Here is a 15,793-nt window from a genome sequence, read left to right as displayed (position 1 = left end):
CCTGCATCAGGCACAACGAAACGGGCAAATACGGCAGTTCTCTGCCAGACTTACCCCTGAACACTACTCACAATGAACGCAACCGCGTCGCGATCTATGTGCGAATCGGGAAGTCCACTGATTGAATTAATGCGCCCCTCCAGAAGAAGAACCGCGTCGTACACGTAAGACCCAGTTACGAGGGCATCACTTTGACTGTCGGTGATTCCCGATTCGGCAAGCCGCCCACCAGGGCTTTCAAATACACGTTCAATGGTGTGTCCAGTCGACGAGTCACGGGTTCTTTTCACTACCAACGAACCGTCGGACGCATATACGCGATGCATAACTGGAACCGCAATCGCAGCGAACTTAATCCGCCCCTGAGTGTCGCGCTGAATGACCGATATCCCGCAGTCATACAGCCCCGCCAAGACATTCGCGTGTCCGGAAATCGGATTGGACTCCCACGTACGCGCCGACTGACCACTACGACTCATGTGGGTTGATTCGAAATTGACTTGCGCCGTACGAAGAATGTCATCGACCGCATCTCCGGCCTCGGCCAGCCGAGACGCCCTCGACTCCGTCGAGGGCAAAGACAGGATGTCCATACAGTATGAGGACGCCATGTCCAGCGCATCCACGACCGAGGAGTACTCCCAGCGTACGACCGTTGGTCCGATCACAAGTCACCGCATTCAAGTAGCCGATTTGTTTGACAAAGCACCTTAGCACAACACCGTTCTCTACGGCCGCCGCACAGCGTCCCGTACGTGGCCTCGCTGTTGTGAACATGTGTTGCGCCTCGAAAGTTGTCGCTGCAGAGGCGTAACGTACGTAGGTGGCAACGGCGGTGGCAACAAGAGGAACTATCGCGCGTTGTAGTCGAACCTCTGCTTATCCAGCTGCGCGCGTAGCGCCGGCTCGAGGACCCGCGCGGCGGTGGCGGTCAGATGCGAGTCGTCGCGGTAGAAGAGGATCTTGTTGTGGGCGGCGAAACACGAGTTGCCCTTGCACAGCAGGTCGTTGACGCTGACCGTTGTCACGTCCTGGTATTCGTCACGTGACACGACGTCGGTGATCGGCTCGATGCGCGGGTAGTCGTCGAAGCTGAACTCGCACTGGGTCCAGTCGTCCATCGATCCGGAGATGCAGTCGGCCACCTGGAAACCTGGGTAGGGCGTGTCGGCGATGTAGACGAGCTTGGCGCCGGTGTTCCGCAGCTGGATCATCGTGTGCGTCCACGCGGCCTCGGCGACCACCCGATCCGGCACATACGTCGACAGCGACGAGACAAAGATGATCCGCGGGCCCACCTCGGCGATGCGCTTGAGCGTCTCCTCGCGCCACTCCTGGCAGTCCGCCTTCACGTACGGGTCAGGGATGCGTGGCTGCGGCCGCAGGTGCTGGGCCGGACAGGCGGCCTTGGTGAACTGGTGGATGCGCCAGCCGTGGTCGGCGCCGAGGTTGCGGATCGCCTCCGCCCACTGGTCGGCGTGACTGTCGCCGAAGAGCACCACCGGGATGCCGTCGGTCGGACCGAAAACGCAGTCGGTGCGGGGCGCGGTGTCCCCCACCGGGATCAGGCACTCGAACGGTTCGGGCCGGTCGTCGAACGCCTGGAACGGGTTGGGCGTCACCGGGCCGGACTGCTCACCGCTGTCGGTCCCGAAGACCGACTGATACGTGAGCGCCGCGTTCGCGACGGTGTCGCGGCTGGCCACCTGCACGGTGATCACGCCGGCGGTCATCGTGACCGCCAGGGCGGCGACCACGCCGGTCAGGCCCAGCGAGATCGACGCCGAGTCATTGCGTTTGAGTTCGCGGTTGCGCAGTAGCGGTTCCTCGAACAGCAGCGTCGAGATGGTTGCGAGCACCAGCGATCCCGCCGACACGGCCAGCAGTACCGGCCAGCTCGACGACCCGACGACCGCCTCGTACAGCACGATCGCCGGCCAATGCCACAGGTACCAGGCATACGAGACCCGCCCGAGGAACTTCAGCGGCGGCGTCGCCAGCAGCCGTCCGACGAACACCGACCCCGTCCCCACCGCACAACCGGAGGCGATGACCAGCGCGGCACCCGCGGTCGGGAGCAACGCCGCGGTACCCGGATACGGGGTGTGGGCGTTCACGATGAACGCCGCGACCACGATCCCGACCAGACCGGCCCAACCGAGCACGAGGACAACGGGACTGATCGCCCGCTTTTCACCGAGTCGTGCGAGAGCCGGCATCCCGATCGCCACCAGGCCGCCGACGCCGAACTGCCAGGCGCGGGTGTAGGTGGCCATGTAGGCGGTCGCGGGGTCGGTGGGCGTCAGCACGATCGCCCACACCAGCGACGCCACGCTCACCAGCAGCACCGCGATCCCGACCGACCAGCGAACCGACAGACATTCCCGCAGCCGCGTCCGGGTCGCGAGCGCACCCGCACCGATCACCAGGAACGACCAGATGAAGTACAGCTGGGCCTCGATGGCGAGCGACCAGAAATGCGTCGCCAGACTGCCGTCGATCGCACCGGCCAGATAGTCGGCGTTCTGCTCGATGAAATGCCAGTTCGCCATCTGTGCTGCCGCGGCCAGCAGATCGAAGGCCTGCTTGAACACCTTCAGCAGCGGCATGAAGATTGCGGCGCCGATGATCGACACCACGATGACCAGCGCGGCCGGCGGGATGATGCGGCGGGCGCGTCGGGCGAAGAAGCCGCGCAACGAGATTCGTTGGTGGCGCTCGTACTCGCGGACCAGCAGCCCGGTGATCAGGAATCCGGAGATCACGAAGAAGACGTCGACGCCGACAAAACCGCCGGTCAGGTACGGGACGTGCGAATGGAACAGGACCACGAGCAGCACCGCGATGCCCCGCAGGCCGGCGATGTCGTCGAAGAAGGTCTTGGGCGCCACGCGCGCCTCCGGAGAGTCCTGCGTCGACGAAACGGTGAGTGCGCGCATCGGTTTCGTCGGGGCCTCGTACGGCATCAGCTGCGCCGGCCGATCACTTCGTGTCCCACGGGAGCATGAGGTCGAACCAACCGAGTGCCACGGCCGCGATGAACAGGATCACCAGCGTGTATCCGATGACCTCCCACACCGAGATGCGGTTCCAGTTGGTGGGGGTCGGCCGTTTGGGAGTGGCTGCGGGGCGGGCGTCGTCGGGTGCGGGACCGAACGGCGTCATGAGGCGATCTCCTTCGGGTCGATCTTCCTCAACTGCACCGTCTCGGCGTCGGCGTCGTCATACTTCGCGTCGCCGTTCGCGTCGATGTCCTCGGGGTCGACCTCGGCGCTGCGGTTACGACGCCGCGGCATCAGGATCTTCACGAACTCGACGAACAGCGGCAACGCCAGATACGTGTAGGCCAGCACCAGCCCGACCATCATCCAGAACTGGGCAAGGCCGTACACCATCACGTCCCGCACGATGAACACCCAGAACGCCAGCAACGACGCCCCGAGCACGGTCGCGCCGAGCCAGGCGATGGAGCGGGCCAGCGAATTCGACTTGCCGATCACGCCCGTGGGCACCCAGCCGATCTCGCGGCCGATGACCTTGTGCCAGATCGCCACCGCATGCGCGTAGCTGTACGCCATCTGGATGCGCAACACCTCGAACCGCCAGCGGGTACGCGACACCAGCGGGAACAGCACCACGTACACCCACAGACCCAGCAGGAACGGGACCAGCTGCACGGGCCGGACGTCCTCGGGATAGAAGGCGGCCATGATGACGCCCGGCAGGAAGAGCAGGAAGACGTTCAACGCGGTGGTGATGTAGTACAGGACGCCCGCCCAGCGGGCGATGCGTTGGCGGAGGCTTTGGGCCTGCCCCTTCGTGACGGCACTCCGCAAGCTCCGTGCCTCCTCAGGGAGCGAGGGAATACCTGGTTGCCGCATCTCTGGGATCGAGCGAATGCGCGTCAACGTCCCCTGACACCAGCGGTACTGCTGATTCAGGAAGCCGGCGAGGTCCGACGGGCACAGGCCGCGCGACAGCACCACCGGCACATAGCGGATCGTGTACCCGGCCTGCTGCACATGGCGGCCGGTGTGGAGGTCCTCGCTGTGCTCGATCTCGGCGAAACCGCCCACCCGGTCGAGCGCACCGCGCCGGTAGATCGCCGAAGTGCCGACGCAGTTGGCGGCGCCGATCCGATCCCGCGACGGCAACACCCAACGGTAGAAGAACTCCTGCGTAGCGCCGGCGGTCCGCTGAATCCAGCCCATCGACTCGGTGGTCGCGAAGCATTGCGGACTCTGCACAATAGCGACCTGCGGGTCGTCCAAATAGGGGACCAAATGACCGAGGAAATCGGCGCGCGGACAGAAATCGGCGTCGAAGATGACAATCAATTCGCCCCGACTGATCCGGCAGGCGTTTCGGAGATTGCCCGCCTTGCGGAGGTGTCCCCGGTCCGGACGAACGACGTAGTCGAACCCGAAAGACGCTGACAGATCGTGAACTTCCTCGCGCGCAGCGTCGTCGAGCACGTAGACCGACAACCGCCCCGGCCAGCTCATCGCGACGACGTGCTCGTAGGTGTTTCGCAGGATTTCCAGGCTTTCGCCACACGTGGGGAGAAAAATGTCGACGCTCGGGTAGCGGCCGTCGTGCGGATTCCAGGATGTGACGCGTTGCTGATGCGACGCCCAGGTGACCCGTCGTTTGTTCATACCGGTGAACAAAGAAAATGTGTTGCCGATCACATTCAAGACGAGAATGAACAGTACCGGCGTCAGCCAGACGTGGGTCGTGGCAAATGCGACAAGTGAGACAGCGACCAGCACGAATGCGGCGATCAGAACCAGCTGAATCCAGCGCATCTGCGGTCCGAGATACTCGTAGACTTCGTCGTCGTCCGGTGCGGTGACGAACAGAGGGTTATATTGCGGCGCAGGCGGTTCGGCGTGGCGTCGAGCAGTCGGCCGGCGGGCTGGGTCGGCGTCGGTGAGCACCGGGCCGTCAGCGGACGACGCACCTGTTCCCCGGGTCCCGACGGTCAGCTCCACACCCCCAGAATCATTCAAGCAATACGTCGACGCAAACCGCAGGAATCGACGGGTTACCGTTTCCGGGTGAATTTAAGGTGGGGTCGAGCGCGGAACGTCGGCATATCCATTGCCGTCGTGTCCGTTTTCGGTGTCGGGATCTCGGCGTGTTCGTCGTCGTCGGGGGACGATTGGACGGCCGGCACATCGAGCTCGGCGGCGTCGTCGACGTCGGTTGTGCTGAGCGCGGAAGCCGTCGAGCAGCGCGGGCAAATCGTCCAGGCAGACGACATTCCCGGTTCCTGGACATTGCCGGACGGCACCGTCGGAAAAAGGCTGGTCTATCGGTCCACCTCGGGGGTCGACGGGACAGCGACGAATGTGAGTGGCGCGGTCTTCGTTCCGGGTTCCACTCCCCCGGCCGGCGGCTGGCCGCTGATCGCTTATGCGCACGGAACCACCGGCATCACGCCCGACTGCGCGCCGTCGGACCAAGCGGACATGTTCGGCGACCTGACCGCGGTCCGGGACTTCCTCGACACGGGATATGCCGTGGTCACCACCGATTACCAGGGACTCGGCACCCGCACCGGACGCCAGCCGCCGCACCCGTATCTCGAACCGCGCACCGCCGCCTACAACGTCATCGACGCCGCTCGGGCGGCTCAGTCCGCCGGCCTCGGCATCAGCCCTCGCTGGCTGGCCGCGGGACGGTCGCAGGGTGGTGCGGCGACCTGGTCGACTGCCGAGGAGTTCGCCGGTTACGGCGGCGGCAGCGGCGAACTGCTGGGCGTCGTGGCCGTCGCACCGCTGCTCGATCCCCGGTACTTCGCGACGCGCGCGCAGGAGAACACACTCACCCGCGCACAACAGCATCTGTATCCCCTGGTGGTGCACGGGGTCTCGCAGGCCGATCCGGCGGTGAAGCCCGGCGATCACCTCTCCAACCTCCACACCTCCGCGGCACCGACGTGTGCGGACGACCGGACCGCGGTGTCGTTGCTGTCGGTGCCGGCGCACACCTCCCTGGGCGCCGTGACGCCCGAAGCCGCCCGAATCCTGCACGCGCGCCTCGCGGCCTACACCCTGCCCCGGACCGCGACCAAGGTGCCGATCCTCGCGGTGTACTCGGCCGCCGATGACGTCATTCCCGTCGATGTGATGGAAGACACACTTCGACGCGCATGTGACGCCGGGGATCGGGTACTGAGTGACCGTCACGAACAACAGGGGCATATCGTCGACCCTGGCCCCGCTATGGCGGCCTGGGTCCGCGACCGAGTTGCCGGATTGCCCGCACCGAGTAATTGTTGAAACAAACGAACCCGACGCCTCGCGCGTGGTCGGTAATAGGCCGCTATGGTGACTAAGTCGCCAGACGAGAAACGTGGGTTGGGAGACTGGGTTTATGTTCAATGCCGTAAAGCGCATTGTGGGTTCTGCACCGATCTGGGCATGGATCGTCATGGTTGTGTGCGCAGTGGTGCTCGTTGTCGGTCTCATCGTGTCGAGCAATCGAACCGCTCCGACGACCGACTCGGCGGCGGCAATGACCCCCACCAACTCGACCCCGCTCGAGCAGCCCGCCACCCTCGCCTTCATCGAGGACGCCAAAGCGCATGCTGCTGAGCCCAGAACGATTGTGCTGCTCGGCGATTCGACCGGAGCCGCCCGCGACGGCTGGGCACCCAAGGTCGGCAGCGCGATCAGCCAGACCCTGCAGCGGCCGATGGCGACCAAATTCTGGAACACCACGACCAATGACTACGGCGCAATGGTCGGGCTCGGCGACGGCCCGAACGGACCGATCGGATTCTGGAATGCCAGCGCTTCCGGAAAAGATGCGAATTACGCACTCGAGAATCTCGGCAAGATGATTCCTGCAGATGTCACGCCGGATTTAATCATGCTTAATTTCGGACATACGCAGGATGCCGAAACCCCGCTCGCCGAACAGCTGCAGCCGCTCATCGCACAGCTCCGCAAGCAATACCCGAACGCCGACCTCGTCGCGATCAAGCAGAGCCCGGCACAGGGTAAGAACACCGGTGAGCGGACCGCCGGCTTCGCGTCGGCCATGGACGCCGAGGGCATCCAGGTCATCGACGTCTACTCCGCCTTCCCCACCGACGACGCCGCGCTCGCTCCGCTGCTGAAGGACACTGTCAACCCGAGCGCCGCCGGGCAGCAGATCTGGACGACGACCGTTCTCAAGGCTTTTGAGGTTCAGGCGTAGGTTCGAACCTTCATCGCGCGATCGCGTCCGCCTCGCCCGCGAGGCGGTAGCTCCGGTGGCCGGAGGGGATCGGCGTCGACCGCCAACGGCCCGGACCCGCATCCGCGCTGGGGGCCGGCCCGCAAGTTTTGTCGGAGCCCCGGGGTACAACTGCGGGCACAGTCATTGATGACGGAACAGCGGCCGACGACGGGTTCTGCTGGCCGCGGGACGCGTGCGCGGTAGGAATCCTGGCGATCGATCCGGTCAACAGGTTCTGTCAGACCCCCGAGGTACAACTGAAGACACACGAAAATCCATGACAGAGCAGCAGTCAACGACGGTCCCACTCAACCGCACTACACCTCAGAAGAGGAATGGTTGCCGTCATGATCGACACCGACACGACTCCACTCGACTCGATCCTCGACCTACTGGTCGAGATCACTCCGCCCACCGACGACCCCACCGGTGTCAAGACGTACTCACTGCTGCGCCGATGGATACAGGTGCGCAACCTCGCCGATCACCGCATCGCGTCTTGCACAGCACGAACCGATGCTCTCGGCGTCGCAGCAAAGGCCGGCTCCACCTCCAAGAGTCTGTTGATCGAGATGGGGCTCCCACCCGCATCAGCCACCCGCACCACCCGCATCGCCGACGCCCTCGGCACCCTGAGCAAGGTCGAGGCCTGCGCAGCTGACGGCCGCCTCGCGGGTGAAGTCGTCGACGCCATCGTCCGCGGGCTGTCCACGATCGAGAAGCGCTCCCCCACAGCACTTTCCGACGAAGACCGGGCCATCTACCAAACCGAGCTCCTCACCCAAGCGCTGTCCGGTGCCACACCGGCCGAGATCCAGAAACACGCCCAAACGATCAGCAACACCATCGCTGACTTCGAGGACGGCGTCCCCGCCTGCGACGACCGATCCCTGGACACACTGTCTCACGCAGTGACCGACGACGCCCGGATCGAGATCCGCGCCAACGTCACCCAGACCGTGGGCGAGAAGTTCATCGCCATGATCGACGAACGCTCCATACCTCGCCCCGAACCCGACGGCGCCGAGGATAGGCGCTCCGCCGAACAACGACGCGCCGACGCCCTCGAAATACTCCTCGATCAAGCCGCAGTCGGAGCCGCCATGGACACCATCGGCACACCCCAGAACTCAGTTGCTGCTGACCATCCCCGCCGACGGCACCGATCCCGCACACCTCCCCTGGACCGGACCGGTCACCCAGGCGGCCGCGAAACAACTGTCTTGCGACGGGACGCTCACCGAGATCATCATCGACGGCGAGACCGTGCCCCTGGCCATGGGCCGCGAACAACGATTGTTCCCACCGCATCTGCGTAAATCGATCATCATCCGGGACCAATGCTGCATCAAATGCGGTGCGCCACCCTCACATACCCAGTGCCACCACATCCAGCACTGGTCCGACGACGGTGAGACCGAACTCGACAACGGATGCCTACTCTGCCAACGCTGCCACACCCCAAGTCCACCACCACGGCTGGGGCGTGATCATGGGATTCGATCGGCATCCCTGGCTCGTGCCGCCTGCCGACGTCGACCCACTCCGAAGACCACTGCCCGCCTACAACCGCCGCACCATGCGCCTCGACGACGCCGCCTGACACAGACTCACGCGCAGCACCTTCCGCACCCGGCATAGCCGGGACCGCATCCGTACCTTGACAACTCCACAGTGAAACGCCGGCTGGGGTTCCGCGGCTTCGAGGATTCAGCCGCCGTCGATCCGGTAGATACGGAACTGCGGGGTCCCGCTGGGACTCGTGACGGTCATCTCGAGCGTGGCGATCCCCGCCCCGTCGTCCCACAGCGTCGGATAGCGGACGTTGATCGCGTCGAGCCGGCCCAGACCGGTGGGCCGGGGCGACAGGATGTACTGCACACCCCGTGCCGCAGGTTGATTGAGCTTCGCAAAGAAGTCGAAGTCACTGCGGATGACGAACTGCTCCGGGCGATCAGAGAAGAGCCAGATCCGGGAGATCCCGAAGGTGTCGACCAGAACCGACCCCTCGGGCAGGTTCTGGTCGTCGAACCAGCCGGCGACATTCCGTGACACCTCGCCGAACCAGTAGAACCAGAATCCCGACGGCGGATAGCGGTCCGGCCAGAAGGCCGAGCGCAGCCCGTATTCCTCCTTCCCCAGCGACGGGTTGAGCATCGACGTGGCGGTGACCGGGATCGACGTGACGAGGACGGCGGTCATGAGGAGCGACAACCCTTCGATACGCGGTCTCCGCAAGCTCCGACCGCTACTCAGGGTGCGGGAGAGACGCAACTCCGCTGCGCCGCCTCGGTTTCCGGACACCACCAGGACGGCGACCACCACCAGCGGTGTCGCCGCCATGTAGAAGCGGAACCAGCCGAAGGTCGAGCCGAGGATCACGGCCGACATCTGGAACAGCAGGACCGAACCGAACACCACGCCGACCACCGCGGCGTCGAGGCGGCGCGACCGGAGCGCGACCCACCCCACGATCGCCAGAACCGCGGGTAGGAGTGGCTGCATACCGAGCAGGTTGCCGGCGATCACCTGCGCGAGCGGTCCCGCGCCGACGTCCTCGACGGAGATGATGCCGGCCGCGGCGACCTGAGAAGCGTTGCCGTACTGCGACGAGAACTGGGCGAACGCGCTCCCGTCGAGGAGCCAACCGCACACCGCCCACAGGACGAACGCGAACGCCACCGGCAATGCGACGATCGTGGCGTCGTGCACCCCGAACGGCACACCCGCTCGCCATGCGGCCCGGCCCGCCCGGCTCCGACTGCGGTTGCGCAGGGTCGACACCACGAACACCCCGAGTGTCACCGCCGCCGCGACCGGCAGTGCTTCGTACCGGGTCAGGTAGGCCAATCCCAATGCCACACCGGCGATCACCAGGTCGATGATCGCGAAGCGGTTGATCCAGAGCAGGATTCGACGACACGTCCACAACAGGAAGAACAGGAACGGCGCCTCACTCATCCCGATGCCGGCGTAGAGCACGACCATCGGGTTCAACGCGAAGGCGGCGACAGCCGACCAGCGCAGCACCGCACCGCATCGGTAATCGATCGCTATCCGCCGAACCTGCCAACCCGCACCGGCCATGAAGAACGCGCTCATCACCGCACCCGCGAAACCGACACCCCGCAATTCCGGCCACCGGTTCAACGGCCAGTGCGCGCTGAGCTCCACGAGGGGGATCTCGACGAGACTCGGCAACGGATTCCACACGAACCCGATGGCCCCCAGGTGCGGGTCACGACTCCAGATCGTGAACGCCGCATTGCCCACCCGACTGCTGGCGTCGGGATTGATGTAGCCCACCACCAGATACAGGTAGACGCCGACCGCCAGGTATCCGGCGAGAAGCACGACGAACAGCACTGTTCCCCAACGCTGTTGCGGCGTGAATCGCGCACGGGGCCGGACTGGCCTGTCGACCGTGCGGTCCGGGACCGCCGGGGCGCGTTCCGCGGTCGCGATCGTCATGGGGTGCGGTCGTCGTCACGATCGCCAGGGGCCGTGACTCGACGCCGGTACACGGTCGCGCCCGCGGCGACGAGAACGGCGACCGCGACCACCGCGATGCTGACACCCAGCCAGGTCAGCCAACCGGTCCCGACCTGTTCGACCTCGGTGCGCGGACCGTCGGCTCTGATCGACATCAGGTCGGTCTGCCCCGCGCGACCCGCGACGAGCACATCCCCACGGAGATTGGCGAGCTCACCTTCCTGCTCGTCGAGGAACGCGAAGATGGAGTCGACCAGATCCCACGAGCCCGATGTGCTGACCAGCACAACGCTTCTCGAGTTCTGGGCGAACGCCTGAATTGTGCCCAGCCCGTCGGGGATGTTGATCCGCACCTGCGCGGGGAGGTCGACGAGGGTCGCCGATTCCTCGGTGTTGATCGGCGGGTCGAGGGCCTCGGCGTTCGCCGCATCCGCGACCACGAGGGCACCGGTACGACTGAAGACCGCCTGCTCGATCGGCACCAGAACCGGCGACAGCGCCACCGCCGACGACCGCTGCACCGAGGCGATGAGTTGTGCCGCGGCGTCGAGCTGTCCCGGGTCGGTGCCGTCGAGCGCGACCTGGACCGTCGGTTGCCAGCCCAGCGGGATCGACGAGAAGCCGCCCAGTCGAACCGGAGTCGTGTCGCTCGACGCGGTCGACGACGGATCGATCTGGAACGTCATCGGGACGCTCCGCGGATTGCACGCCCCGGGTGCCGGTTCGTAGGAGATCCGGAACTCGAGCGGTTCGTTGGCCGCCACCTGCGCGGCGGGGATGCTGAACCGGGTGTCGAGTGTGCCCGACGCGTCGAGGACGATCGTCTGCAGCACCTCACCGCCGCTGACCGCCAGTACGCTGGCGCGCTCGTTCTGCACCACCGGCGTGTAGCGGGCGAGCAGGTGCACGTTGACCCGGCCGGGCCTCCCCAGGGACAGCGCGGTCGGATCGAAACCCGGTACCAGCGTGGCAGTTCCGAGGACGTCAGCCGTGAGCCGGTCGGAGAACTGGCCGAACGTCACCGTGTCCGAACCCTGGATGTTGCGGTCCGCACCGGACTCCACCGCCGCACTCGACGTCTGCGTCAGGCCGGTGAGACCGGCACGGAACAGCGCGACCTGATCCGGCAGCGAGGACCGATCGCCGCTGACGACAAGTGTCGCGTCCGGCCCGCCCGCACCGTCGAGCCGGATGCTTCCGGGACCGCTCTGCTCACGCACCACAACCACGCGAGTGAGCGGGTCCGTCGCACGCGGCAGCGGCCCGTCCGGGGTGTCGACGACGTCGATCGAGACCCGTTGCGGCCGGTAATGATCGGCGATCGCGGCGACCAGCCCCAGCGTGGTCTGTGCTGCCGCGGGACTCGGATTCCGTGGCGTGTAGACGGTCACACCGCTGATCACCGATCCGAAGACGTCGGCGATGGTGCCGGGCACCTGCGCGGCCCCGGTGAAGGACACCGCAAGGTTCGTGAGGGCAACGTCGGGGTCGGGGCCGCAGACGGCGTCGGCGTCGTTGGTGCGCAGGGTCAACCGGAGGTCGGCGCGCCCCATGGCGACCGGGACCTGCGTCAACGGTACGGAGAACGGCGTACTGAGCTGCTGCGGACCGAACTGCGGGACGTCGATGGTGCCGATGACCGTTCCGTCGCCCCGCGCCACCTGCACGAACGAGTTGCTCACGTTGGTCGCCGAGGCGACCACACCGGTCAGCCGCGTCGGGGCCATGCCCTCGGGCACCGGGACACTGACGCTCACCGGGGCATCCGTCGCGTCGATCTGCACCGACGTCCCCAGACCGAGCTGGCGCCACCCCAACGTCGTCGACGCGTCCGGCACCGCAGCCGCCGGAGCGGCGACGGCCCCGCAGGCGACCACGAGCGCCATCGCACCCCACAAGCGGAGCAGGCGAGCACTTCTACGGCTGGACATTTCCGGCCCCTTTCGACGGGCGCGAGACTCCCGGCATGGCGGACAGGCCGTGCACGGTCTTCTCCCAGTAGGACGGCTTGTAGACGAGCTGCGCCATGCTCTTGACCGCGGCCATCGACTGCAGAAACCAGTAGCCGGGCACGAGCAGAGCGGCACCGAGCAGATGCGGCTTGCCCCGCGTACGGGCGGAGACCACGCCGAGCAGAACGGTCGCGAGATTCCCCACCGTGAACATGAAGAGGCACAGGTAGAACACCGGCCCCGGGAACAGTCCGCACATGAAATCGGGTTTGCCCGCGAACCACACCAGCAGCAACGCCCAGAACGCGAGGTTGAGGGTGTTGGCGATCGGCATCCCCGCCGTCAGGTTCGCGATCCGCAGCGTCGGCACCACCCCGAGCTCACGGACCATCGCAGTGGGATGCCGGGTATGCACCAGGAAGGTCTGGAGATAGCCCTTATACCACCGCGATCGCTGACGGACCCAGTTCACCACGTCGGCGTTCGCTTCCTCCTCGGTCAGCGAGTCCAAGACCACCGTGCGATATCCGAAGCGCGCGAGGCGGATCCCGAGGTCGGCGTCTTCGGTGACGTTGAAGGCGTCCCAGCCACCCACCTCGCGCAGCACCTCGGTGCGGATGTGATTGGACGTACCGCCCAGGGGGATCACACATTTCGACGCACTCAGCGCCGGCAGCATGTACGAGAACCACTGGTCGTACTCGATGGCGAACCACCGGGTGAGCAGGTTGTCCCGTTCGTTGAAGTAGCCGAGGCGGGCCTGGACGGAGGCCACGTCGGGCGCCTCGGCCGCGAACACCGCCGCGGCGCGTCGGAGCTGAAGCGGATCGGGGATGTCCTCGGCGTCGTAGATGGTGACGAGCTCGCTGCGCTCCGACGGCAGGCTCATCGCGTGATTGCAGGCCTTGGGTTTGGTGCGGGGCTCGCTCGGCGGCACGAGGACCGGGGTGATGCCGGCGAGATCGGCGTCCGCGATGGCGTCGAGGGTCGCGTGATCGTCGCTCTCCAGGACCAGCAGGATGTCGAGTTTGTCTGCCGGATAATCGATCTGACCGACACCGACGACGAGATTGGTCACGATTTCCGGTTCGCCGTACACGGGGAGCAGAACCGTGTACACCGGCAGCTCGGCGTCGGGGATGGCGCGGGCCTCCTCGTCGGACACCCTGATGACGCCGCGTCCGGACATTCCCCGGGTGACGAGGACGAACTTGTCGAGACTGGAGATCACGAAGTAGACGGCACAGATACTGAGGGTCGCCGACAAGGCTGTGCGCCAGTCGATCACGAAGCCCACGGCGACCATTCCGGCCACGATCAGCAGACCCACCCGCTGGACCCGGCTCAGCGGCCGGCGCGCCGACATGTCATCGGGCAGCGTCGTCGTGGCGCCACCCGGGTCGAGGTCGGTCACCGCGGGGTGCTCTCACTGGACCGGACGATCTGCCAGGCGAGGCCGGTCAACGCGGTATCGACGGCGTCGACGGCGGAACCCTGATCGGCTGGGCGACGATCACCACCGCGGATGAGCCACTCGATGGGTTCGACGACGGTCGTCGAATAGCTCGGCGGTTGCGGTTCGACCACGTCGGCGGCCCGCGGGTCCTGGTTCGCCAGGAGGTAGACCGCTTGGCTACGCGGCCCGTGCGGGGTCTGGACTTCCCAGGCCCAGAACCGGGCGGTCCAGAGCGAGTCGTCCGCGGTCCGGACCGCGTCCACCGTGTTGGCGATGGAACCGATTCGGGTGTGCACGGCGTCGGCGGACGCCGGCTGCGAACTGATGTCGGCGGGCGGGACGGTCTGATACCAGATCCCCCGACGGTAATTGGCGAAGCGACCCCGCTCGGCGGTCGTGTAGACATCGACATACGCCGTCGTCAGCCCGCCGTCGGACACACCGGTCCGCAGCGGCAGCGTGATGCGGTAGCGACGAACATCGCCGCCGCTGCCCATGACCCGCGGACCCCAGTCGAAGATCTGCGGGTCGGCGACGATCAGGCCGTCGCCCCGGAGTTCGGCCACCCAATCGGCCGTCGCGGTCACGGCGTTGGGTGCGAGGAGCGTCGGGGGATGCGGTGCCAGCACAAGGATTCCCAGGGCGGCAACCCAGGTGACGGCGTGCGTCGCGATCGAATGCTTCGGCAGCGCCACAGTGGACGGCGTCGCATGCCCGCAGCGAAGACGAACGACCATCGCGGCCACCGTCACCACTCCCGCCGGCACGGTGTAGGCCAGGGCAGGACGGTCGGCGAACCAGAACACCATGGCCACCCCAGCACCCGCCGACGCCAGAGCGGCGCCCACCGCGAACCGCCACCCGACACTGCGCAACGACAGATAGATCGCGATCGCCGCGAGAGCGACGGTCAGGGCGCCGATCACCGTCGTCGTCCCGCCCAGTACCTGGCCCGCCAGCAGGAAGTTCGGTGGGAAGCAGACGAGGACGAACAGCCATACGCGGTAGTCGCTCACCACTCGCCGGATGCCGAAGATCACGATCGACGACGCGAAAGCCCAGATCAGCATCGGGATCGCGTCCGCCCGCCAGAATGCGGCAACAGCCGGAACCCGCGGGATGACGAGCATCGCCACCAGCGCCAGACCACCACCGACGACGACCACCAGGATGCGATCGAATTCGGAATCGTTGATCTGTCGTCCGGAACCGGAGTCCAGACCGAACGCGATCAACAGGCTCCAGACCGGAACCAGCAGAAGGTATGCGGTGGGCGATCCCTCCATCGATGCGTCGACCGTCATCAGCAGGGTCGGGGCGAACGCCAGCATCGCCGCGCCGAGAGTGGCGAGGTAGCGGAATGCGAGGCGCGTCTCGCGGGGGGTCGTCAGCCACGCCCGGAGGCGACGCGCCTCGCTCTGGCGGGTTCTTCGGTGCCGGGCCCTGGACTGCGGAGTGCCGGCGTCCGCTGCGGAGATTGGCAGCGTATATGCCTCTCTCGCAAAATGATTGGATGATTCGACGTTGTGAACGCCGGCGTCGAACAGCGATACGTCAGGCACGACGATGTGCCGTGATTCGGTCACAATCCCTCCCCAGGACCAAAGCACACGGGCACCCCTCTGGGCCCTGCGCTTCTCTCCGCGAAACCGCGTCAACCCCG

The 15,793-nt window shown here is 66.0% G+C and carries 10 protein-coding genes and 1 pseudogene; 3 read left to right on the top strand and 8 right to left on the bottom strand.

Features of this window, described 5'->3' with window-relative positions:
* Positions 1 to 50: 50 nt before the first annotated feature.
* The 4 genes from RVF83_RS10985 to RVF83_RS10970 form a co-directional block, all read right to left on the bottom strand.
* Positions 51 to 626: a hypothetical protein gene (locus RVF83_RS10985; RefSeq protein ID WP_157226856.1), complete on the bottom strand. Its 576-nt coding sequence runs from the start codon at positions 624 to 626 to the stop codon at positions 51 to 53.
* 225 nt (positions 627 to 851) lie between these two features.
* Positions 852 to 2,966, bottom strand: coding sequence for an acyltransferase family protein (locus RVF83_RS10980; protein ID WP_005199715.1), 2,115 nt, complete (start codon positions 2,964 to 2,966; stop codon positions 852 to 854).
* Between the two features lie 16 nt (positions 2,967 to 2,982).
* Positions 2,983 to 3,165 carry a hypothetical protein gene (locus RVF83_RS10975; RefSeq protein WP_005199714.1) on the bottom strand — a complete coding sequence of 61 codons (183 nt, stop codon included), beginning with the start codon at positions 3,163 to 3,165 and terminating at the stop codon, positions 2,983 to 2,985.
* Positions 3,162 to 4,994, bottom strand: coding sequence for a glycosyltransferase family 2 protein (locus RVF83_RS10970; protein ID WP_005199713.1), 1,833 nt, complete (start codon positions 4,992 to 4,994; stop codon positions 3,162 to 3,164). The genes RVF83_RS10975 and RVF83_RS10970 overlap by 4 nt, the downstream gene beginning before the upstream one ends.
* A gap of 108 nt (positions 4,995 to 5,102) precedes the next feature.
* On the opposite strand from RVF83_RS10970, the gene RVF83_RS10965 reads away from it, so the two are divergent.
* The 3 genes and pseudogenes from RVF83_RS10965 (at position 5,103) to RVF83_RS10955 (ending at position 8,833) form a co-directional block, all read left to right on the top strand.
* Positions 5,103 to 6,287 (top strand): lipase family protein, encoded by a 1,185-nt coding sequence (locus RVF83_RS10965; protein WP_157226858.1) that lies wholly within the window; start codon positions 5,103 to 5,105, stop codon positions 6,285 to 6,287.
* A 94-nt stretch (positions 6,288 to 6,381) separates the two neighbouring features.
* Positions 6,382 to 7,209: an SGNH/GDSL hydrolase family protein gene (locus RVF83_RS10960; RefSeq protein WP_039880828.1), complete on the top strand. Its 828-nt coding sequence runs from the start codon at positions 6,382 to 6,384 to the stop codon at positions 7,207 to 7,209.
* Positions 7,210 to 7,565: 356 nt separating this feature from the next.
* A pseudogene (locus RVF83_RS10955) lies at positions 7,566 to 8,833 on the top strand (DUF222 domain-containing protein).
* A gap of 107 nt (positions 8,834 to 8,940) precedes the next feature.
* On the opposite strand, the gene RVF83_RS10950 reads toward RVF83_RS10955, so the two are convergent.
* The 4 genes from RVF83_RS10950 to RVF83_RS10935 are packed head-to-tail and all read right to left on the bottom strand — an operon-like array spanning position 8,941 to position 15,716.
* Positions 8,941 to 10,701, bottom strand: a complete 1,761-nt coding sequence (locus RVF83_RS10950) for an ArnT family glycosyltransferase (RefSeq protein WP_005199709.1) — start codon at positions 10,699 to 10,701, stop codon at positions 8,941 to 8,943.
* Positions 10,698 to 12,653: a hypothetical protein gene (locus RVF83_RS10945; RefSeq protein ID WP_051989328.1), complete on the bottom strand. Its 1,956-nt coding sequence runs from the start codon at positions 12,651 to 12,653 to the stop codon at positions 10,698 to 10,700. Before RVF83_RS10945 ends, RVF83_RS10950 begins: the two co-directional genes overlap by 4 nt.
* Entirely contained in the window at positions 12,640 to 14,088 is a 1,449-nt protein-coding gene (locus RVF83_RS10940) for a glycosyltransferase family 2 protein (RefSeq protein WP_005199707.1), read from the bottom strand. Before RVF83_RS10940 ends, RVF83_RS10945 begins: the two co-directional genes overlap by 14 nt.
* Complete coding sequence (locus tag RVF83_RS10935; RefSeq protein ID WP_005199706.1) at positions 14,085 to 15,716, bottom strand: hypothetical protein; 1,632 nt, start codon at positions 15,714 to 15,716, stop codon at positions 14,085 to 14,087. Before RVF83_RS10935 ends, RVF83_RS10940 begins: the two co-directional genes overlap by 4 nt.
* Positions 15,717 to 15,793: the final 77 nt, after the last annotated feature.

Origin of the sequence: Gordonia rubripertincta, assembly GCF_038024875.1 — a bacterium.
GTDB lineage: Bacteria > Actinomycetota > Actinomycetes > Mycobacteriales > Mycobacteriaceae > Gordonia > Gordonia rubripertincta.
This window is presented reverse-complemented; position numbering and strand designations above follow the sequence as displayed.

Coding starts and splice junctions, on each gene's coding strand:
- RVF83_RS10980 (WP_005199715.1), bottom strand. CDS start 2,966: ATGCCGTACGAGGCCCCGACGAAACCGATGCGCGCACTCACCGTTTCG.
- RVF83_RS10975 (WP_005199714.1), bottom strand. CDS start 3,165: ATGACGCCGTTCGGTCCCGCACCCGACGACGCCCGCCCCGCAGCCACT.
- RVF83_RS10960 (WP_039880828.1), top strand. CDS start 6,382: ATGTTCAATGCCGTAAAGCGCATTGTGGGTTCTGCACCGATCTGGGCA.
- RVF83_RS10950 (WP_005199709.1), bottom strand. CDS start 10,701: ATGACGATCGCGACCGCGGAACGCGCCCCGGCGGTCCCGGACCGCACG.
- RVF83_RS10945 (WP_051989328.1), bottom strand. CDS start 12,653: ATGTCCAGCCGTAGAAGTGCTCGCCTGCTCCGCTTGTGGGGTGCGATG.